The following is a 21,086-nucleotide window of genomic DNA, read 5'->3' as shown; positions in this document are numbered from 1 at the left end:
GTTCCCGAGATCCATGGCAACACCACACGCATCGGCGTACGCGACTTCGTCTACGACGCCAGGTTCGACGTCCCCCGAGATAACGCGGCGGGGTCGGCCTAGCGACAGGTTTCGGCAATCCGGGCGTCTCGTTTCAGGTTCTCGAGAACAACCATAAGACGATTGATACGGGATTTTCTTGGTGATTGAGATAGCGAACAAGCTAGGCATAGCTCTCTTCCTGGTTATATTTTCCACCGCGCTTTATATGACGACCGCTGACTGGATTCGCGGGAAAAATATGCGGCGCTCGACAGTGGTCGAGCTAAGGGAAGTGCTTAGAAAATTACCTTTTTCGGAGTCTGCAACGATATCGAAGTCGTTCGACAAGGACGTGTCCGTGGCTGTGAGCGCGAAGTTAGCAACGCCATTGCCTCTGGGGGAGGTTGTCGCAACGTTCAAATCCGAGATGCCAGAATCTGGCTGGCTTTTGACTGACGAGAGAGACCATCCATACGTGTCCCTGACGTACTGCCGTGATGGAGTTGCCGCTGTCATTGAGCCCACTCCTGCCGAGCAGGGCACGACGGCATATATGACTGTCAAGTGGACTTATCAAACGGGTAGTCCGGACTATTGCGCTTGATGTTTCTCGGCTGCTGCGTGCATGCAGGCTTCCACGATCAGGGTTGCATTTATGCGCCTTAGGTCGCCGCGGTATTCATGGTCGACATGTGGGGAGCGGGTTCTGTCGTGAGACCTTGGGCACTATTATTCTTGAAGATCACGCTGCTCTTGCTCATCGGGTGTTCGACGCAAGATGACGAAGTTGCGCGAATACCCTCGCCGGATCGCCTATCCGAGGCGGTGGTATTGGAACAGGGCGGCGGTGCCACGACCTCGTTCTTCTACGTCGTATGCCTGGTGGAGAGGAATCATGTGTGCCGACCGTCCGAACGAGTGGCAACGCTGTATGACGCCGCGCGAAACGCTAGCGCTTACGGTGTGAACGTTCGTTGGCAAGACGGGCGGCATCTAGTGATCGAATACGCCAGCGCTAAAAGGGCAGAGCTGGTCGGGGATGAGCCCAGTCGCGGGCCTAAGGTTGCAGTGCAGTTGAGGCTTGGTGTTGTTGATGTAACTGCGCCGCCTGGTTCGATGATGCGGCAGAGGGCCTCGAAGCTCTCCACCGAGCGGCTCAACCACTGATGGTTGCCCTGGTCACTAGCCGGTAGCCCCGGCGCCCGTTTCATGTCCGAACGCGATCTGCATCACGCTTGGAGCGGCTGGCGGCGGTGGACGTCGGCCGCATTGAAGCGATATGCACGGGTTTGATCGGCGAACAATGCAGCAGGTAATGCTCCTGCGCCGTAGCATCAACTCAAAGGCGAACCCAGCGAATCATAAGCCTGCGCTACCACCGCATACCGACCATGCAGCTCCTCGATCGGCACAGGTCGCGAGAAGAAATAGCCCTGCATCGCATTGCAACCCTCGGCTAGCAGCCAGTGGCGTTGCCGGTCGGTTTCGACGCCTTCGGCGACGATTTCGAGGCTGAGGCTGCGGGCTAAGAAGATGATGGAGCGGCAGATCGACGCGTCGACTTCGTCTTGCAAAAGGGTGGAGGTGAAGTGGCGGTCGATCTTGATCTTGTCCAGCGGTAGCCGCGAGAGATAGGTCAGATTGGAGTATCCGGTGCCAAAGTCGTCCAGCGCGATGCTGACGCCCATGGCGCGCAGTTCGTGCAACGTGCGGATGGCGCGTTCCGGTTCGTGCATGAACGCGCTTTCGGTGAGTTCGAGTTCCAGTGCCGACGCGCTGGCGCCGGTTTCTGCGAGCGCCTGACGCACCTCGGCCACGAGATCGGTATGTACCAGTTGCTGCGCCGATACGTTGATCGCGATACGACAATGGGGGCCGATCGTTTCGAGCAGCAGGCGCTGGTGGCGGCATGCTTCGCGCAATACCCATTGCCCGACCTGCACGATCGCGCCGGTTTCTTCCAGCAATGGCACGAGACGATCGTTGCGCACGAGATCCCCAGGTGCCGACGGCCAGCGCAGCAAGGCTTCCACGCCGGTCACTCGCCCGTCGCTCCCCGAGTGCTGCGTCTGCCACGCGAGTGCCAGCTCGTTGTCGAGGTTCGTGCCGGCGAGCCGCGTGAGCACGGTCAGTCGCGCCATGGCTGTCGCATGCATTTCCGCGGAATAGCAGCGCCACGTATGTCGCCCCGAGCGCTTGGCGTCGTACATGGCCGTGTCGGCGTTGCGGATCAACGTATCCGCGTCGGCGCCATCGCGCGTCGCGAAGGCGACGCCGATGCTGCACTTCAAGCGCTGCAGCGTACCGGCCACTTCCAGCGGTTCCTCGATCGCGCGCTGGATGCGCGGCAGGATGTCGATGGCTTTTGCCGGCGAGCCCTCGAAAGGCAGCATGGCGACGAATTCATCGCCGCCAAACCGGCCCACTTGTCCGGCACCGCCCAGCGCATCGCCCAGGCGCAGCGTCACGTCACGCAGCACCTGATCGCCCAGTGCATGGCCTAGCGCGTCGTTGATGACCTTGAAGTGGTCCAGGTCCACGAACAGCACCATCAGCCCCGAACCGTCGACCGATGCGGCGGCCACCAATTCGTCGAGCCTTTCGCGGAGGGCGCGGCGGTTCGGCAGTCCGGTCAGTTCGTCGTGGGTGGCTTGATGATTGAGGCGCTCTTCGTAGCGGCGCTGGTCGGTCACGTCGCGCACGATGACGAGCGTGCCGAGTCCGCGCGGATCGCGGTATTCCGACAATGCCAGCTCGGCCTCGAAGGGCATGCCGCGCTCGGGGTTCAGCCATGCCATGAGACTGGAGCCTTCCGCGGTACCGCGCCGGACGGCGTTCAACGCATCGGTGTCGAGATAGTCCGCGGCGGCGCGGCCCACGAGCGTGGACTGCCCGTCGCCCAGACGTTCCTCTGCGAGCAGGTTGGCGTACTCGATCAGGTCGTTGCGCACGACCACGAGCGGCAAGGGCATCCGCGCCAGCAACTGTCGATAGGCCGCTTCGCTCGCGGCTAGATCGCGGTCGGTGTCCTGCAGACGCTGCCGCGTTTCGTGCAGGGCGGTGATCTCGCTGATGGTCCCCGCGAGGACCGCGTGGCCTTCTTCGTTGGTGATGCGCGACGCGCGCAGGTTGACGCGTACCTCGCGGCCGTCGGGGCGGCAAAGCCGATGTTCGCACTCGTACGGCCCATCGCCGAGTTTGAACAGGTCGAGCCACGCGACGATGGCGGGCTGATCCTCCGGATGCACCAGCTTGTAATAGGTGCCGTGGCGTCCGCCCATGCGTTCGGGCGGCAGCCCGGTGATCTCATGGACCTGCCCGGACCAACTGATAGTGCCGTCGGCAAGGTCGGCCTCCCACAGGCCGATGTGCCCCGAACGCTGCACGTCGCCCAGGTGCCGCGCGCTGCGCGAAAGGGCGTCCAGCAGCCGACCCTGGCGGCGGTAGGCGCGCTCGAAGACCGCGGCGCATCCGTTGAGCAAGAGCACGAGGGCAAGGGTCGCCAGCATCGACGGCTGCGCCTGACGCAGCCACTCGTCACGGATGCTGGCGCGATCCAGACTCACCAGTGCGGCATAAGGGTGGTGATCCGACGCCGCCCACGAATAGAGTCGCTCGTCGTCATCGTAGCCACCCGAGGTGCCAGCGTCGGGCGGCGCAAGAATCCAGGGCGTGACGATGTCGTCGCGGTTGCTGACGAACAGGCGCCCGTCCAACGAAAACACGCTCATGGCGGCGCTGGCGCCCAGCATGGAGTGCCGCATGCCATCGCGTACGCGCTCCGCGTCCACGAGCGTGCCGAAGGTCGCGGGGACCGGCACGCGAGAATCGACCAGCACGCGGAGCGAAGGGGGCGTCCGGTCCTCGGCGGGCGCCACGCCGACGCGGACGCGTGCGCCCAGCGCCAGGTGCCGAGGTAAAGCGACGGCGTCGCGCCAGTTGAGCAGGGGGCCATTGGTCAAGGCCATGACCCCGCCATCGGCGTCCAGCGCCACGAAGCTCGGCAGCTCGGGGTGCCGTGCCTGTACTTCGGCAAGGCGCGTGTGCAAAAGCCCGGTGTCGGGGCTGTCCACGACGTTGCGCAGGGCCAGCAGCGGCCCCAGGCTCGCGTCGACGTATTGATCGATGAGACGTACCGTTCCCGCGACCGACGCCGCCGTCTGCCGCCGTGCGCTGCCGAGCATGCGCTGGTAGCCGTCGTATTGGAGGATGGCCACAAGCGCCACGACGCCCACGGACAACGCGACCGAAACGGACCAGGTCGCCAGGCGCACGTGGCGGGCGCGGATCTTCGTCGCTCCCTTGAACGTCTCGCCTTTCACGTCTCCTGTCCTCCGCCGCATTGACCCGAATGCCCGCCCGTACGCTGACAGGTCTGTGGGTTCTTAACGGCAGCGACCCGGGCGGCTTGAACGATGCGCCTTCACGGCAGGGGCCGCCAAGCCTTTCCGGCATGACCCATAAAAAAATATGTCGCCGGCCTCTTTATTCACGCTCGCTGGACACTATTTACCGAACGATCCAGTTCATAAACGCCCCACTACAAGGACTACCCCCTCCATGCGATCGTCCCTCGCACTCGGCGCCCTCGCGGCCGCCTTACTTGCCGCTGTCAGTGTCCCCGCCGCCGCCCAAACCCACATCGAAGTGCAGGGCGGCCGCAGCTACATGGACAGCTACGGCACCAACGCTTTCTTCGTCGAGGCCGTATTCGACCCGCGCGCCATGGGCCAGAGCCGGTTCACCTGGTCGCCGGACGTGTCCCTGGGCTACATCGAGGGGCGTGACATTGGTCGGTATCGCGACTCGCATCCGGGTGTGACCAACGACGTCTGGGTCGGCGCCCTCGGTGCGCGACTGCACTACGGTAGCGACGGCGACTGGTACCACCCGTTCTTCTTCAGCTTCCAGGTCGCGGGCACGGCCGGCGGCCGCACCCAGGCCCTGTCCAGTGGCTACGAGTTCGTCAGCACGCTCGGCTGGCAGTACAAGAACGTGAGCTTCCAGGTCCGCCACATCTCCAACGGCAGCTTCAAGGAGCCCAACCGTGGCGAGACGATGGCCCTGGTCGGTATCGGCTTCGACATCTGATCCGGTCCTTGGAAACGAAAAAGCCGGCGCTGTGAGGCGTCGGCTTTTTTGTGGGTTTGAGAAAAGGCTTAAGGTCGCGCTCTTCTATGCGTGTGGGAGCCGCCATGGCGGCGAAGGGGCTTGCTGGTGGGAGCCACCCTGGTGGCGATGGATTTGCCTCACCGCTATACCGCTTCGTTGGCTTTTCGCCAGCAGGCTGGCTCCCACCTTCGCTCCGTTGGCTTCTCGCCGCTATAGCGGTTCCCACAACCTCGCCGCCATGGCGGCTCCCACAACGCTCTCTCTATATCAATGCCCCGAGGCTGCCGGCCCCGCCTTCGCCGCAAACGGTGGCTTCGCCAGCCACACCACGAAGATCAGCGCCATGAAGACGTAGCCGAGCATGTGGAAGACCTCGTTGAAGGAGATCTGGTAGCCCTGCTGCGTGATCATCTGGTTGACCGCCGCCGCCGCGTACTGCGAGTCGCCGTGGCCGATCTGCGTCAGCGTCTGCTGTGCCGTCGGATTGAACGGCGTGATGTTTTCCGCCAGTCGTTCGTGATGCACGATCGCGCGCCGGTCCCACAGGAACGTGGTGAGCGATGCCGCGAAACTGCCGCCCAGCGTACGCAGGAACGTCGCCAGACCCGAGCCCGCTGCGATCTCGCGCGGCTGCAGGTCGGACAGCAGGATGCTCAGCACCGGCATGAAGAACAACGCCACGCCGAGGCCCTGGATCAACTGCACCATTGCCACGCTGAAGAAGTCGATGTCGAGGAAGAACTCCGAGCGCATGAAGCAGGTGGCGCCCATGACGATGAACGCGCCCGACGCCAGTACACGTAGATCGAACTTGTGCGCGTAGCGGCCGACGAACGGCGTGAGGATCACCGGCAGGATGCCGAGCGGCGCGGCCGCAAAACCGGCCCATGTGGACGTATAACCCACGTTGCGCTGCAACCACTGCGGCACGAGCAGACCGATCGCAAAGAACGCCGCGTACGCCAACACCAGACACAGCGTGCCCATGGCGAAGTTTCGGTGGCGGAAAAGCTTGAGATTGACGATCGGATCCTTGTCGGTCAGCTCCCAGATCAGGAACACCAGCAGGCCGATGGCAGCGATGATCGCGGTCACGACGATGAACGTGGATGAGAACCAGTCTTCGTCATTGCCCTTGTCGAGCACGACCTGCAACGCACCCACGCCGATGACCAGGGTGATGAGGCCCACATAGTCGACCTTCGGCCGCTCGGTGGTCTCCGGGCGTCCCTTCATCTGGTTGGCCACGACGAAGCTGGCGAAGATGCCGATGGGCACGTTGATGAAGAAGATCCACGGCCAGGTGTAGTTGTCGGTGATCCAGCCGCCGAGAATCGGGCCGGCGATCGGCGCGACCACGGTCACCATCGCCAGTAGCGCGAGCGCCATGCCGCGTTTGGCCGGTGGATAGATCGAGATCAACAGGCTTTGCGTGATCGGGTACATCGGACCCGCCACCGCGCCCTGGATCGCGCGGAACAGGATCAACATGCTCATGCTCTGCGCAATGCCACACAGGAACGACGCCAGCGAGAACAGCAGGGTCGCCCAGACGAACAGCTTGGTCTCACCGAAGCGGCGGGTCAGGAAGCCCGTGAGCGGCAGTGCGATGGCGTTGCTCACCGCGAACGAGGTGATGACCCAGGTGCTCTGGTTGGAACTGACGCCAAGGTTGCCGGCGATGGTCGGCAGCGACACGTTCGCGATGGTGGTGTCCAGCACCTGCATGAAGGTCGCGAGCGAGAGGCCGACCGTGGACAGCGCCAGATTGGGCGGTCGAAATTCGGTGCTCATGGATAAGCCTGGTCTTTGAGGGAGGGACCGGGACGGGGAGGCGGGCCATCGTCGGTACTACCGTCGATGACCGCCGCCCGCTCCCACGGCGAGGGAGGCCGTTCCCTTACTTCGGAGCTTTCTGTTGGTCGCCGTCACCGACCGACGCGTTCTCGTGAATCACGCGTTCGATGTCCTTGTCGGCATCGGCAAGCTGCTTGTCGTAGACGGTGGTGGAGAATTCCGGCTGCGTCGGTGCCTGCTTCGCCAGCAGCGGGCCGCTCTGGTCGTGCAGCGACACGGTGACCTTGGTCGACAGGCCCAGGCGCAGCGGCTTCTCGTCCAACTGCTTCGGATCGGTGAAGACCACGCGCACCGGCACACGCTGCACGATCTTGATCCAGTTACCCGTGGCGTTCTGCGCCGGCAGCAGCGAGAACGCGCTGCCGCTGCCCACGCCGAGGCTGCGGACCTTCGCCTTGTAGACGACGTCGCTGCCGTAGACGTCGGCGGTCACGTCCACCGGCTGGCCGATGCGCATATGGGTGAGCTGGGTTTCCTTGAAGTTCGCGTCGATCCAGACTTCATGGAGCGGCACCACCGCCATCAACGCGGCGCCCGGCTGCACACGCTGACCCACCTGCACGGTGCGCTTCGCGACGTAACCGTCCACCGGTGCGAGCAGCGTGGTCCGCACGTCATCGAGATATGCGGAGCGCAGCTTGGCGGCCGCGGCGCGCACATCAGGATGCGACGCGACGACGGTGTCGTCGACCAACACCTTGCTGCTGCTGTACGACTGCTTCGCGGACGCGAGGTTGCTTTCGGCGGAGGTGAGGGTGTCCAGCGCATGCGACAGTTCCTCGGCCGAGATGGCACCCGACTTCGCGAGGTCGCGGCGACGGTTGTAGTCGGCACGGGCACGATCCACCGCGGTCTGACGTACTGCCACATCGGCCTGCGCCGAGGTTACGTTGTTGTACAGGCCGCGTACGCGACGCACGGTATTGGCGAGGTTCGCGCGCGCGCTTTCCAGGGCGACTTGCGCGTCGCTCGGATCGAGCTTCACCAGCACGTCGCCCTGGTGGACGAGGTCGCCGTCATCGGCGCCGATCGAGGTCACGGTGCCCGCGATCTGCGGCGTGATCTGCACGACGTTGCCGTTGACGTAGGCATCGTCGGTGTCCTCGTACCAGCGACCGTCGACGAAGTACCAGATGGTCCAGCCGATGCCGGCGAGGATGATGACGAGCAACAGGAGCTTGAGGAAGAAGCCGCGACGGCTCTTCGGTGGCGGCGCCACGACGGCGCCGGCAGGGGCGGTAGTTTCTTGGGACATCGTTAGCTGCCTCGGGACGTGTTCTTAGTTATGGGCCGGCGTGGCGGCGGCGACCGGCTGGTCGTCTGCCTCGGGGCGGAAACCGCCGCCGAGCGCCTGGATCAGTTGGACGGAGGTATCGACCTGCTGCGCCCGGAGCGCGGCCATGCGCTGCTCGGCCTGGAGCAGTTGCTGGCGCACGATGAGCGATTCCAGATAACTGCCGACGCCCGCCTTGTAACGCTGCTGCGAAAGGTCATAGGCCTGCTGCGCGGCGTCCTGCGCGCGCTGCTGCGCCTGGATCTGCGTACCCAGCGAGTCGAGCGCCGAAAGATCGTCGGCCACTTCGTTGACCGCACCCACGAGCACCTTGTTGTATTGCGCCACGGCCAGGTCGTAGTCGGCGTCCTTGCCCGCGAGGTTCGCGCGCAGGCGACCGCCGTCGAAGATCGGAAGGCTGAAGGCCGGCAGCACCTGCCAGAAGCGGGCGCGCGAGGCGAACAGGTTCTCCGAGCCGCCAGCCACCTGCGCCGCGAGGATGCCGAGGCTCACGTTCGGCAGGAATTCCGTCTTCGCGGCCGCGATGTTCTTCGACGCGGCTTCGACCCGCCAGCGCGCGGCGACGAGGTCGGCGCGGTGACCGAGCAGGTCGGCCGGAAGATTCGCCGGCACGCTCACCGCCGACGGCGTCAGCACGGCCGGTCGTTCGATGTCCAAGCCACGGTCGGGGCCCTTGCCGAGCAGCACGCTGAGCGCGCTGCGCGATGAATCGATCGCACGCTGCGCCACGGCCATTTCACGCTCCGCCGTGGCGAGCTCGGAATCGGCCTGCTTGACCTGGATCTGGTTGTCCACGCCGGCAGCCACGCGCTGACGGGTGAGATCACGCGAGGCACGGCTACGATCCAGTTCGGCCTTGGCGACGTCCATCTGCGTGAACGCATAGCCGAGCTGCACGTAGGCACGCGCCACATTGGTGGAGATTTCGATGCGAGCGGCGCGCGCGTCGATTTCGCTGGCGCGCTGCGCGCCGACGGCGGCTTCCCACGCGTCGCGCTTGCCGCCCCACAGGTCGAGATCCCAGCTGAAATTGCCGTAGCCGTACTTCGTCCAGCTGAAGTGGTTACCGAGCGGCGCCGGGAACAGCGTGCCCGGCAGGTGCGCGCCCGCGACGCCACCGCCGACTGCGAAGGTCGGATCGCGGGCGGCATCAGCGGAGCCGGTCTGCGCCTGCGCCTGGCGCACGCGCGCGTCGGCAGCGGCGAGGTCCGGGTTGTCTTTCAGCGCTTCCTCGATCAACGCGCTGAGCTGGCTGTCGCCAAGCCCGGTCCACCAATCGGCCGCGGGCCAGTTGGCCGGCGAGACCTGCGCCTTGGCCAGGCTGCGCTCGGCATGAAGGGTGGACGGATCGGCGAGTCGGCCCTGCGGATCCAGGCCACGGCTGGTCACACAGCCGGAAAGGATCAATGCGGCTCCGACGGCCGCCACAAGAGTGTGCAGACGCATGCGTTTTGCCTCGAGGTCTAGATCAATCTTTGTCGCGGAGCGAGACGAGCACGCGCTCCAGGTAGTCGTGCAGTCGCTCGCGCTCTTCAGCGGACAGGTCGCGCTGGGCGCGTTCGAGCGTCGCCACATTGCTTTCGTACAGGTGCCGCCACAGTGCCTCGCCCGCCTCGGTCAATTCGATACGCAGGGCGCGGCGGTCCTGTTCGTGCGGCTGGCGGCGGAGATAGCCCTTGGCTTCGAGCTGATCGAGCTGCCGGGTCATGGCGCCGCCGTCCAGGTCCACGGACCGGGCCAGTTCGGTGGCGGACATGGGGCCGAGAAGGGCGAGCCGCTTGAGCATGTGGAACTGCGTGAAGCGGAGGTCGGCACCTTGCGCGGCGAGGTCAGACTCGATCGCCCTGACGATCTCGCCACGGACGAGGCCGATCAGGGAGCCGAGGCTGTCCCTGCCGTCGGGTGTGGGGCAGGCGGGATTGTTCATGCCGCATATTCTATTGCCCTAAATATAGTTGTCAAGGCAAATATGCGTCGGGCATATATTCAACTCGGTATAGCTTCTTCGTCAGCTAGCAGGGCGGCCAGTGCGGAGTCGCGCACATCGAAGAGCTCGAAGACGCCGAGCGCGCGCAGTGTGGGCAGTTGCGCCAGGAGACGCGGTTCGAGGTGGCGTACCTGCTCTTCCGGCGTGCTTGGGTCCAGCATGGCGTGGGCGCAGGCCACGAAGGTGACCAGGGCCTCGCCGGCCTCGGTGCCTTCCGAGAGGTCGCTGTAGTCGTAAGTGACGAGACGGATCATGGGGACTTCTCCGGCGTCGAGGTCCGCAGTGCCGAGGTCAATCGCCACTCAGGACATTGTTTGGGACTGCAAATGTTAGCCATGGAAGCTATCGGCCTGATATCGTTATCGGGCCAAGTTATGTCGAGGAACGGCCAAATGCTGGACGAACGCATGCGTGCCCTGCTTGATAGCGAGGACGATCCGCCGCTGATCGCCTACGAGGCGCGGGGCGAGCTGCCGCTGGAAGAAATCGACTGGCACAGCCACCTGCGCGGGCAGTTCTTCTACGTGGAACAGGGGTTGGTGATCACGCGTACCGAGCACGGCTCGTGGTTGCTTCCGCCGCATAGAGCGGGTTGGATGCCACCGGGCGTGCGGCACACGGTGAGCATCGCGGGCCCCAGTCATGCCTGGGGGGTCTTCATCGCACCGTGCGCGGCGGAAGGCTTGCCCGACCGGCCCTGCGTCGTGGGAGTGAACGACCTCTTCCGCGCCATCATCAAGCGCGCAGCCACCTGGCCGGTGGACGCGGCACGCGAGCCGGAGAAGGATCGCCTGTTCGCCGTGCTGCTGGATGAAATGCGGCGCGCGCCGGTGGAGGGGCTGCATCTGCCCATGCCCGTCGATCGCCGCCTGCGGCGCATCGCCATGGCGATGTTCGAGCGTCCGGACGATACGCGCGGTATCGAGGAGTGGGCCAGTTGGGCCGGCATGTCCGTGCGCACCCTCACCCGGTTGTTTCGCCAGGAGACGCAATGCAGCGTCGCGCAGTGGCGGCAACAAGCTCGGCTCGCCTGCGCGCTGGAGCGCCTGGCCCACGGCGAATCGGTATCCGTGGTCGCGGATGCCCTCGGCTATGCCACGCCCAGTGCGTTTGTGGCGATGTTCCGCAAGGCCTTCGGCGATTCGCCGGGCAGGTACCTCGCGCGGCAGGCCGCCGGTGCCTGAGGCGCATGGTCTTGGTCGCGCGCCGCTAGAGCGGCTTGCACATCCATAGCGTCTCGAACGTATAGGCGTCTCCGCTGCGCCGCTCGATCACGTCGAGGGAGATGCGCCCGTATCGCCATTCACCGTGTACGCCCGGAGGACTGGCGTCGTAGCAGGAGCGTTGCAGTTCGTACTCGCCCGTCTTCGGGTGAGTCATGCCGCGTTCTTCCTCCGCGCATTGCGCTATCGCTTCGACGTAGGTGGGTAGCTGGCGCTCTCCAGCGACGAAGTGTTCGTTGGCGCAATTCAGGCTGCCCATGTCCGGGGGAGACACGGTGGCGACCATCCAGGCGATGACGGGAAAACGATGATGCATCGCGGTGCTCCTCTTGATGAAGAGCGGCGAGGCTGCGCGGACGCGGCGCGGAAGGATATCGGACAATTCCGAGAATTGCGGCGAACCGCTCGAGGCGTGACGAGCATCACGTCCGAGCGTTCGAAGATGAAGACGGAGTGAGGAATCAGGTGGCCGGAAAACGGTAGCCGACACCCGGTTCGGTCTTCAGCCATCGCGGCGTCGTGGGATCGTCGCCGAGCTTTTGGCGCAGCTTGCCCATGACGATGCGCAGGTAATGCGTGTCCTGCGTATGCGTGGCACCCCAGACCTCGCGAAGCATCTGCTGTTGCGTGACCACCCGGCCGGGATGCCGCACCAGCAGCGCCAGCACGGCGAACTCCTTGCGGGTGAGCGTGACCGGCCGTCCGTCCACGGTGACGTCGCGGCGGGCGAGGTCGATGGAGAGGCGATCGTCGTCGTAGCGCAGCGATGCATCGGCCTGCCCGCTCTTTGCGCCTTGACGCAACAGAGCGCGCAGGCGCGCCATCAGCTCCTGGATGCCGAATGGCTTGGTCACGTAATCGTTTGCGCCGCTGTCCAGCGCCTTGACCTTCTCGGTTTCCGCATCGCGTACCGAAAGCATCAGAACCGGCACTTCGCTCCACTGGCGAAGTTCACGTAGCACGTCGTGGCCTTCCATGTCCGGGAGGCCCAGATCGAGGATGACGAGGTCGGGCGACTGCGTGGCGGCGAGGCCCAGGCCTTCACCGCCCGTCGCGGCCAACAGCACGTGGTATCCCTCGGCGCGCAGACCGATGTCGAGGAAGCGGCGAATCTGCGCTTCGTCGTCGATCACCAGAACTCGGGGTGTCGCAGGAGTCATCGTTCATCCGGCGTCGCCGGCAGTGGCAACGAAATACGGATGGTGGTGCCTCCGCCGACATGCGGCAAGGCCTCCACGCTTCCGCCATGGGCGCCGATCATGCCGCGGCAGATCGCCAATCCCAGGCCGGTACCCTGGCCACCGCGGTCGCCGCGCGACACGGAATAGAACATGTCGAAGATCCGCGCACGCTCGTCTTCGGGAATGCCCGGGCCCCGATCGGCGACATCGATGAGCAAGCGCTCGGCCTCCGATCGCACCGTGACTCGCACGGCCTCGCCCGGCGGGGAGAAACGCGCCGCGTTCTCCAGGATGTTGAACAGAGCCTGCTCGATCAGGGCCGGGTGCACGTGGAGAAGCAGGGTCTTCGCCGGCGTTTGCACGTCCATGCGCACATCGGGAAACAGCTTGTGCGCCCGGCCGACGGCGGCGGTTACCACTTCGCCTGCATCTACCCAGTCGCGCTTCAGGGTCAACGTGCCGTGGCCCAGTCGGGTCATGTCGAGCAGGTTCTGGATGTAGCGGTCCAGTCGCTGCCCTTCGCCGAGGATCGCGTTCAGCAGCTCGTGGCGCTCGTTCTCGGGCAATTGCGTTTCGTAGCTGAGCAAGGTGCCCGCGGAGCCGATCATCGACGCGAGCGGCGAGCGCAGGTCGTGCGACACCGATGACAGCAACGCGTTGCGCAGCCGCTCGGTTTCGCCTTGCACGCGCGCGCTTTCCAGTTCGGAGGCGAGGCGTGCACGCTCCAGCGCCTGACTGATGTCGAGGACCATCGCCTGCGCAAGACTGCGACGGTCCGCGTCCGGCTCGCGATCCGGGGGGAAGCGCAGCGCCACGACGCCTGCGCGACGCGCTTCGCTACCCAGCGGCAGCATCCAGCACGACGCGCCATGCAACGTGTCCGTGCTGCGACCGGCCGGCTCCGCGTGCGCATCGCTCCAGTCCGCTGCTGCGAGATCCTGTGTGGACAGCGCGAACGTCGCCGGCACCGATGCCGACGTGACGAGCCGTTCGACGGCGTCGCGCGCGAGCACCGCAACCTCGGCGTCGAGTGCGCGCGCCAGTGCATGCGCCGCTACCGTGCGCACGCCATCGGCGTCGGCCGCCGTCGCGAGTTGTTGTCCCAGCGTGACCAGTACGCGACCGCGCACCTGTGCAGCGCGCAACGACGCCACCTGGCCGGCCAGGCGCGTCGCCAGACGGCTGCACACGAGTGCGGCGACGAGAAAAAGCACCACCGCAAGCACATCGTCGGCATTCGCGATCGCGAACGTGTAGCGCGGCGGCGCGAAGAAGAAGTTGTAGCCGAGAAAGCTCAACAGTGCCGCATACACGGCCACCGCCATGCGCGTGCGCACGGCGACGAAGAGCACGGAGGTCAGGAAGATCAGCGACAGGTTCGCCACGGACAGGAAGCGGTCCGCCACGAACGACAGGGCCATGGCGCACGCGGTCGTGAACGTGGCGAAGCCGTAATCCCGCCACGGCATCGGTTGCATGCTGGCGCGCAGTTGGCGGCGGGCCTTTGCACGCTCCGCGGGCGTGGCGATGATCGTCAACTCGAGATGCGCGCCCCGGCGCAACAGTTGCTGGGTCAGCGAGTAACCCAGCCGTCGTGCGATGGGGCGCTCGCGGGTCCGGCCCACCACGATCTGGCCGACGCCTTCGCGGTCTGCCCAGGTCAGCAGCTCATCGGCCACCGCATGGCCGCGTAGCGTGACGGCTTCGCCACCGAGACGTCGTGCCAGGCGCATGGCGCTGTCCACGCGCTCGCGTCGCTCGGGATCGACACCGCCACGATCCACGAAGAGCACGCTCCACGGCGCGCCGCGCCGCTCGGCGATGCGCCGGGTCACGCGCACGAGGTATTCGCTTTGCCCCGCGCCATCGATGGCCGCCATCACGCGGCGACGTACCGGCATGGCATCGCCACGCGCCAGCATGTGCCCGCGCAGATCGTGCTCCACATGCGCGGCCACGGTTTCCACCGCCAGCTCGCGCAGCGCCGCCAGGTTGCTCGGCGAGAAGAAGGCGTCCAACGCGACCGCAGCGGTCTCGGGTACATAGACCTTGCCCTGGCGCAGCCGCGCGATGAGTTCGCGCGGTGGAAGATCGACGAGCACGATGTCGCGCGCACGATCGAGAAACGCATCGGGCACCGTTTCCCGCACCGCGACGCCCGTGATGCGTCGCACCTGATCGTTGAGGCTTTCCAGGTGCTGCACGTTGAGCGCCGTGTAGACCTCGATGCCCGCGGCCAGCAGTTCGGCGATGTCCTGCCAGCGCAGCGCGTGGCGGCCCCCGGGCAGGTTGGTGTGCGCCAGCTCATCGACGAGGATGACGGCCGGCTTGCGCGCCAGCGCCGCTTCCAGGTCGAACTCGCGGAATTCACGCCCGGCATATTGCACGGCGCGCGTCGGCAGCACTTCCATCCCTTCCAGCAGGGCTGCGGTTTCGGAGCGCCCATGTGTCTCGACCAGGCCAACGACCACGTCCACGCCTTGCCGGCGCAGGTCGCGCGCTGCCGAGAGCATGGCGAAGGTCTTGCCGACGCCTGGCGCCGCGCCAAGGAAGACCTTCAGGCGTTGGCCTTCGTCCTGCACCGCGTGGAGCAGGGCGTCTGCGCGGGCTTCGCGGGCATCGTTCATCGGGAAGGCCGGGGTCGGGATGGAGAAAGGGTATCGGAACGCGCGCAAGAGCAGAACGGATTCAGCTCACGCGGATGCGATCCGTCGAGGTAAACGGACCGCATTGTTGGGCACGGCGCATAGCGGCCGCGTATCGTGCCGCGGCCGTGGCGTAACGTTTGCGTAAATTCTGCGGCAGAACCGCCTCGCAAATCAGTGCGAGGCGGGCTTCTCCAGCGTGTCGCGGAACAGTTCGTCGATGCGCCGGTATTCGTCGTACCAGGAATCCGGGTGGACGAAGCCGTGCCGTTCCATCGGGTACAGCGACATCCAGAAGTTCTTCTTGTGCAGCTCGATGAAACGTTGGTACAGGCGGATCGAGTCGCTGGCGAGCACGTTGTCGTCGATGAGCCCGTGCTCGATCAGAAGCGGATCGCTCAGCGCTTCGGCATAACGGATCGGCGAGCTTGTCTTGTAGGCATCAGGGTCGAGCTGCGGGTCGTTGAGGATGTTCGACGTGTATTCGTGGTTGTAGCTGGTCCAATCGGTCACCGGGCGCAGTGCGGCGCCGGCAGCGAACTCACCCGGCGCACGCAGCAGCGCCATCAACGTCATGAAGCCACCGTAGCTGCCGCCGTAGACGCCGACGCGCTTCGGATCGACGCCTTGGTTCGCCACCAGCCAGGCCTTGCCGTCCAGAAGATCCTCCAGTTCCGGATGCCCCATTTGCCGGTAGATGGCCGTGCGCCAGTTGCGGCCGTAACCCTTGGACGCGCGGTAATCCATGTCGAGCACCACGTAGCCACGCTGCACGAGCAGGTTATGGAACATCTGTTCGCGGAAGTACGCGGGATAGGAAAGATGCACGTTCTGCAGATAGCCGGCACCGTGGATGAAGATCACCGCCGGCCGCGACGCCGGTGCGGTCGCCTTGCCCGCACTGTAGAACTTGGCCCAGATCGTGCCGGCACCGTGTTGCGAGGGCACCTCGACAATGGCGGGGGCGATCCATTCGCGCGCGCTGTACGCCGGCTTCCGCGTATCGGTGAGTTCGTGGACCGCATGCGTGCCGATGTCGACCGTGGCGAGTTGCGACGGCACGTAAGGCGACGAATGCAGCACGGCAAGGTGATCGCCGTCCGGCGACAGGGCGAAGTCGTCGAGCCCCTCGAACTGCGTGATGCGGGTCAGTTCGCCACCGCTTACCGGCACGCTGTAGACGTCGTAGCTGTACGGCGCCACCTTGTTGGTGCGCACGAAGAAGCGCGAGCCGTCCGGGCTGAGCACGGGGTGATCGACTTCGAAGTGCCCGGCGGTGAGGGCGGTGGGCTTGCCGCCGAGCGGCCGGGTGTAAAGCTGCGCATAGCCTGACTCTTCGCTCAGGTACCACAGCGTGCGGCCGTCGCGCAGCCAACCGAAATCGTTGCCGTCCCAGTTGATCCAGGCCTTGTCCGTGAGGCGGTGCTGATTGACCAGCGCGTGCCGGTCGAGGTCCACGCTGGCGATCCAGCGGTCCTTGTTGTCGATGGCGCGAAGCTGCACCGCCACCTCGTGGCTGTCGTCGCTCCAGACGATGCCGGGGCTGTACTCGCCGTTGACGATGACCGGGCGCGTCTTCGGCGCGGCGAGCGCATCGGCCTGATCCGTCTTGCCCTCCTTGCGCAACATGGCGACGGTCTTTGCGCGGATATCCGCCAGCGGGTCGTCCGTGATGCCTGGCAAGGTCTTGGTGTCGAGCGGGTAGCTCGCGTGCGTCGTGAGGTCGAGCAGGCGGAGGGATTGCGGTGCGGGATCGTTGCGGCCGACGTAGCTGCGCGTGGCTTCAGTTTCCGCGTAGCCGGAATCCGTCACGTAATGGGTGAGGTCGGCCACCTTGCCCGTATCCGCGTCCTTGGCCTGCGTCACCACGATCAGCCAGCGGCCGTCAGGCGACAGCGAGGTATCGGCGATGGAGACCTTCGCACCGAGCCAGAAGGGCTTTGGCGCGCGACCGGGATCGGCAGCCGCCAGCGCATCGGCGTCGGCGGTCATGGCGTCCTCGTCCGCACGCAGCGTACGCAGCGTCTTGAACAACGCTTGTTGGTCGTCGGCGAGCTCGTCCTTTTTCTTCGCCTTGGGATCGTCCTTTTCCTGCAGATCCGCCGCGCGCGACACGGGGCCGCCCGCCACGGGATAGACGAACCAGTCGTTGTCCGCGTGGAAGGTCAGCAGGCGGCCATCGAGGGAAAAGCGAGGGTCACGTTCTTTGGCAGCAGTACGCGTCACCTGCACGGTGCTGCCACTCGCAAGGTCGCGGAGGAAGATGTCGCCATGGCGAACGAATGCCGCGTGGCGATGCGCGCGGTCGAAGACCGGCTTGCCGCCGTCTGCCGTGGCCGCCGCGGCCGCATCGAGACGCTGGGGCGTGCCGCCGCCTGCCGGTACCCGCCAGAGATCGCGCACCGGACTGCCGTCCTGCTTCAGCGCGTAATAGACCCGGTTGCCATCGACGCTCCAGTAAGCATCTTCCACCGGGGCGCCGATCCAGTCGGGATTGGCCATGATCGTTTCCATGTCCAACGGCGGCGGAGCCGCCAGCGCGGGCAGGCTGGCGAGGGCGGTAAGCAGGGCAGTGACAAGTACGCGCATCGGCATTTCCGGCGGGACAAATCGGTCGAGCATAGCGCTCGGTCACGGCCGAATCTAACCAACCGTCGGCACCGTCGCCGAGTCGCCGCCTTTGCTACCCTCGGGAATCCTCCACGGGAGTTCACCCATGCGCGTCCTCGTTCCCCGCCTTCTCGCTGCGAGCCTGCTCCTCGCCTTTGCCGCCCAAGCTGCCACGACGCCCCCTCCCGCCACACCGAAACGGGTCGTTTCCGAGACGCTGGCCGGCCAGCCGGTGAACGATCCGTACCGCTGGCTGGAAAATCCCGAAGCGGCGGACGTGAAGCAGTGGATCGACGCGCAGAACGCCTATACCGAGGCGACGATCGGTGCGATGCCACTGGGCAAGGCTCTGAGTGCCCGTATTCGCGAGCTGTCCATCACGTCCACCACGCGTTCCTCGCCCACGCTTGCCGGCGGCACCTTGTTCTACTTCGAGAACACGCCCCCGCAGCCGCAACCGGTACTCGTGGCGAAGGCCTGGCCCGATGGCCCGACGCGTACGCTGGTGGACCTCAACAAGGGCGACGGAAACACCGCCGTTACGGCGTACTGGCCTTCGCCGAGCGGCCGTTATCTTGCCTACGGCACGGCCGAAGGCGGCAGCGAACTGACCACCATCCATATTCTCGATACGACCACGGGCAAGCCGCTGGGCGACGAGTTGCCCTTCGCGGGCGGCGGTACCACGCCACAGGCGCTGGCCTGGGACGCCGACGAGAAGGGCGTGACCTATGCGCGCTTCGATGCGCCGACGCAAGGGAAACCGCTGCGCGAGTTCGACGCGTATCTCGCCCACCACGTCATCGGCCAGCCCGCCGCGAAAGACACCGTGGTCTTCGGCAAGGGCTACTCGCATGTGGCCGAATACATCCTCAAGGAAAGCCCGGGCGGCAAGGCCACGGCGTTGCTCGCGAACGAAGGCGATGGCGGTCCGGCGGAGGTCTACCTGCGCGAGGGCACCTCGGCCTTCAAGCGCGTGCTCGGTCACGAAGCCGACGTGCGCGAAGCGAGCTGGGTGGGCGACCGTCTTTACGCGGTGAGCTTTGCAGGCGCGCCGCGCGGCAAGATCGTCGCCTTGGGTGCCGACGGCAAGGCGGTCGACGTGCTACCGCAGGGCGAAGGCGCCATCCAGCACGTGACGGCGCTGGGCGATGGCTTCCTCGTCGTCCGCAGTGCCGGTCCGGACTGGTGGGCGGATCAGTACGACGCCAAGGCCGGCTTCGTGCGCCGCGTGCCGCTGCCCGCCACGGGCATCACGATTGGCGGCGTCGCGGCGGAAAAAGGCCAGGGCAAGGCGTTGATCAGCTATACCGGCTGGACCCAGCCCACGCGCTGGGTGGAATACGACGGCAGCAACGGCTCGATGAAGACGATCTTCGAGGTGAAGCCCGCCGCCGACTATTCGAAGGTGCGCGTGACGCGAGTGGACGGTACCTCGAAGGACGGCAGCAAGATTCCGGTGACGGTGATCTCGATGGATGGCGTGACGCCGAATGGCAAGCGTCCGACCATCCTCTACAGCTACGGCGGTTTCGGCATCCCCGTCACCCCGGGCTTTATCGGTGCCAATCTTGCCTGGCTGGAACGCGGCGGCGTGCTGGCGTACGCCAACATCCGCGGCGGCAACGAGTTCGGCGAGGCGTGGCACGAGCAGGGGCAGAAGACCCGCAAGCAGAACGTGTTCGATGATTTCTATGCCGCGTCGCAGGCATTGATCGACACGCATTGGACCGACACGAAGCACCTCGGCATCCTGGGCGGCAGCAATGGCGGCCTGCTGATGGGCGCCGCGCTGACGCAGCATCCGGAGCAGTACCGCGCCGTGGTCGGTGCCGTGGGCATCTATGACGTCCCGCGCCACGAGACCGCCTTTGCGAACGGTCCTTACAACGTGAGCGAATACGGCAGCGTCACCGATCCCGCCGTGGCGAAGGCGATGCTGGCCTACTCGCCTCTGCACAACGTGAAGAAGGGCACGAAGTATCCCGCTGTGCTGCTGACCACCGGCGCCAACGATCCGCGTGTGGCGCCCTGGCAGTCGCGCAAGTTCGCCGCTGCGCTGCAGGACGCGAGCACGTCGGGACAGCCCGTGCTGCTGCTCACGCGGATGAATGCCGGTCACGGCATCGGTGCGCCCTTCAGTCAGCGCGTCGGCAATGCGGCGTTGTCGATGACCTTCTTCGCCACCGAACTCGGGCTGGGCGAGTGACCGGCGTCGCGTCCGCTGCCAGGCCGCTCAGCGGCTGGCAGCGGACGCGGCCAGCATCGCGGTGATGCGTGCGTCCTTCTCGGCCCAGAGGTCGTTGACCCAGGCCTGGAAGCGCTCGCGGAACGCCGCATCGCCTTCGTAATCGCCACGCAGTGCCGGCAGGATGGGCAGGCGGCGCACATGGACGCGGATCTCGCGGATACGCCCCGCGATCATGTCCATCATGGTGCCCGAGCCGTCAGGGTAGACGATGGTGACGTCGAGCATGTGGCGGATCGCATCGCCCATGGCATCGATCACGAAGGCCACACCACCGGCTTTTGGCCGCAACAGATGTGTGTACGGGGAGCCCTGGGCATCGTGCTTGGCGCGGGTGAACCGCGTGCCCTCGGTGAAGTTCATCACCGACACCGGGAGGTGACGGAACTTCTCGCAGGCGCGCCGCGTCGCTTCGCGGTCCTTGCCACGCAGCTCCGGCCGCGCTTCCAGTTGCTGGCGCGAATGCCGCTTCATGAACGGGAAATCGAGTGCCCACCACGCCGGACCCAGCAGCGGCACCCAGATCAGCTCGCTTTTCAGGAAGAAGCGCATGAACGGGATGCGCCGGTTGAACACCTTCTGCAGGGCCGGGATATCGACCCAGCTCTGGTGGTTGCACACCACCAGATAATTCTCACGCGGGCCGAGGCCTTCGAGACCTTCCACTTGCCAGCGGGTTCGAGTGAAGGCGTCGAACAGCCATCCGTTCACGCTCAACCAGCTTTCGGCGATCCCCACCAGGGCGGCGCCGATGCCGCGCCGAATGGCTGCCACGGGAATCACGAGGCGCAGCAGCGTCAGCGCGAACAGGGGCAACACGTGGAGCAACGTATTGACCAGCAGCACGACGCAGACGAGGGGAACGCGCAGGAAAACGGGAAGGGAGGCGAACATCGGTGGCAACCCGG

Annotated in this window: 15 protein-coding genes; 4 read left to right on the top strand and 11 right to left on the bottom strand. The window is 65.6% G+C overall.

What is annotated here, in order from left to right; all coding sequences use genetic code 11:
* The first annotated feature begins 181 nt into the window (after window positions 1-181).
* Window positions 182-625, top strand: coding sequence for a hypothetical protein (locus BT115_RS14200; protein WP_143144577.1), 444 nt, complete (start codon window positions 182-184; stop codon window positions 623-625).
* A gap of 730 nt (window positions 626-1,355) precedes the next feature.
* Here the strand turns inward: BT115_RS14200 and BT115_RS14190 are convergent.
* Complete coding sequence (locus BT115_RS14190) at window positions 1,356-4,343, bottom strand: bifunctional diguanylate cyclase/phosphodiesterase (RefSeq protein WP_072323286.1); 2,988 nt, start codon at window positions 4,341-4,343, stop codon at window positions 1,356-1,358.
* A 238-nt stretch (window positions 4,344-4,581) separates the two neighbouring features.
* Here BT115_RS14190 and BT115_RS14185 point away from each other — a divergent pair, with 238 nt between their 5' ends.
* Window positions 4,582-5,112 (top strand): acyloxyacyl hydrolase, encoded by a 531-nt coding sequence (locus BT115_RS14185; RefSeq protein ID WP_072323285.1) that lies wholly within the window; start codon window positions 4,582-4,584, stop codon window positions 5,110-5,112.
* A gap of 288 nt (window positions 5,113-5,400) precedes the next feature.
* Here BT115_RS14185 and BT115_RS14180 read toward each other — a convergent pair whose 3' ends face one another.
* The 5 genes from BT115_RS14180 to BT115_RS14160 all read right to left on the bottom strand — a co-directional run bounded on the left by BT115_RS14180 (window position 5,401) and on the right by BT115_RS14160 (window position 10,525).
* Window positions 5,401-6,927, bottom strand: a complete 1,527-nt coding sequence (locus tag BT115_RS14180; RefSeq protein ID WP_072323284.1) for a DHA2 family efflux MFS transporter permease subunit — start codon at window positions 6,925-6,927, stop codon at window positions 5,401-5,403.
* A gap of 106 nt (window positions 6,928-7,033) precedes the next feature.
* Window positions 7,034-8,245: an efflux RND transporter periplasmic adaptor subunit gene (locus BT115_RS14175; protein WP_072323283.1), complete on the bottom strand. Its 1,212-nt coding sequence runs from the start codon at window positions 8,243-8,245 to the stop codon at window positions 7,034-7,036.
* Between the two features lie 24 nt (window positions 8,246-8,269).
* A complete protein-coding gene (locus BT115_RS14170; RefSeq protein ID WP_072323282.1) occupies window positions 8,270-9,730 on the bottom strand; it encodes an efflux transporter outer membrane subunit in 1,461 nt (486 codons plus the stop codon).
* Window positions 9,731-9,752: 22 nt separating this feature from the next.
* Window positions 9,753-10,211, bottom strand: coding sequence for a MarR family winged helix-turn-helix transcriptional regulator (locus tag BT115_RS14165; protein ID WP_072323281.1), 459 nt, complete (start codon window positions 10,209-10,211; stop codon window positions 9,753-9,755).
* Window positions 10,212-10,270: 59 nt separating this feature from the next.
* Window positions 10,271-10,525 (bottom strand): hypothetical protein, encoded by a 255-nt coding sequence (locus tag BT115_RS14160; RefSeq protein WP_072323280.1) that lies wholly within the window; start codon window positions 10,523-10,525, stop codon window positions 10,271-10,273.
* Between the two features lie 138 nt (window positions 10,526-10,663).
* On the opposite strand from BT115_RS14160, the gene BT115_RS14155 reads away from it, so the two are divergent.
* Window positions 10,664-11,455, top strand: coding sequence for an AraC family transcriptional regulator (locus BT115_RS14155; protein WP_218184760.1), 792 nt, complete (start codon window positions 10,664-10,666; stop codon window positions 11,453-11,455).
* Between the two features lie 25 nt (window positions 11,456-11,480).
* On the opposite strand, the gene BT115_RS14150 is transcribed toward BT115_RS14155, so the two are convergent.
* The 4 genes from BT115_RS14150 to BT115_RS14135 all read right to left on the bottom strand — a co-directional run bounded on the left by BT115_RS14150 (window position 11,481) and on the right by BT115_RS14135 (window position 17,909).
* On the bottom strand, window positions 11,481-11,810 hold the full coding sequence (locus tag BT115_RS14150) for a hypothetical protein (RefSeq protein ID WP_072323278.1): 330 nt from the start codon (window positions 11,808-11,810) through the stop codon (window positions 11,481-11,483).
* A 145-nt stretch (window positions 11,811-11,955) separates the two neighbouring features.
* Window positions 11,956-12,654, bottom strand: coding sequence for a response regulator (locus BT115_RS14145; RefSeq protein WP_072323277.1), 699 nt, complete (start codon window positions 12,652-12,654; stop codon window positions 11,956-11,958).
* Window positions 12,651-15,302 carry a sensor histidine kinase gene (locus BT115_RS14140; RefSeq protein ID WP_072323276.1) on the bottom strand — a complete coding sequence of 884 codons (2,652 nt, stop codon included), beginning with the start codon at window positions 15,300-15,302 and terminating at the stop codon, window positions 12,651-12,653. Before BT115_RS14140 ends, BT115_RS14145 begins: the two co-directional genes overlap by 4 nt.
* A 192-nt stretch (window positions 15,303-15,494) precedes the next feature.
* Window positions 15,495-17,909 (bottom strand): S9 family peptidase, encoded by a 2,415-nt coding sequence (locus BT115_RS14135; RefSeq protein ID WP_072323275.1) that lies wholly within the window; start codon window positions 17,907-17,909, stop codon window positions 15,495-15,497.
* 127 nt (window positions 17,910-18,036) lie between these two features.
* On the opposite strand from BT115_RS14135, the gene BT115_RS14130 reads away from it, so the two are divergent.
* Window positions 18,037-20,139: a prolyl oligopeptidase family serine peptidase gene (locus tag BT115_RS14130; RefSeq protein ID WP_072323274.1), complete on the top strand. Its 2,103-nt coding sequence runs from the start codon at window positions 18,037-18,039 to the stop codon at window positions 20,137-20,139.
* 27 nt (window positions 20,140-20,166) lie between these two features.
* Here BT115_RS14130 and BT115_RS14125 read toward each other — a convergent pair whose 3' ends face one another.
* Window positions 20,167-21,072 carry an acyltransferase gene (locus tag BT115_RS14125; protein ID WP_072323273.1) on the bottom strand — a complete coding sequence of 302 codons (906 nt, stop codon included), beginning with the start codon at window positions 21,070-21,072 and terminating at the stop codon, window positions 20,167-20,169.
* Window positions 21,073-21,086 lie beyond the last annotated feature (14 nt).

It is taken from the genome of Luteibacter sp. UNCMF366Tsu5.1 (assembly GCF_900119235.1).
Classification (GTDB): Bacteria; Pseudomonadota; Gammaproteobacteria; order Xanthomonadales; family Rhodanobacteraceae; genus Luteibacter; species Luteibacter flocculans.
This window is presented reverse-complemented; position numbering and strand designations above follow the sequence as displayed.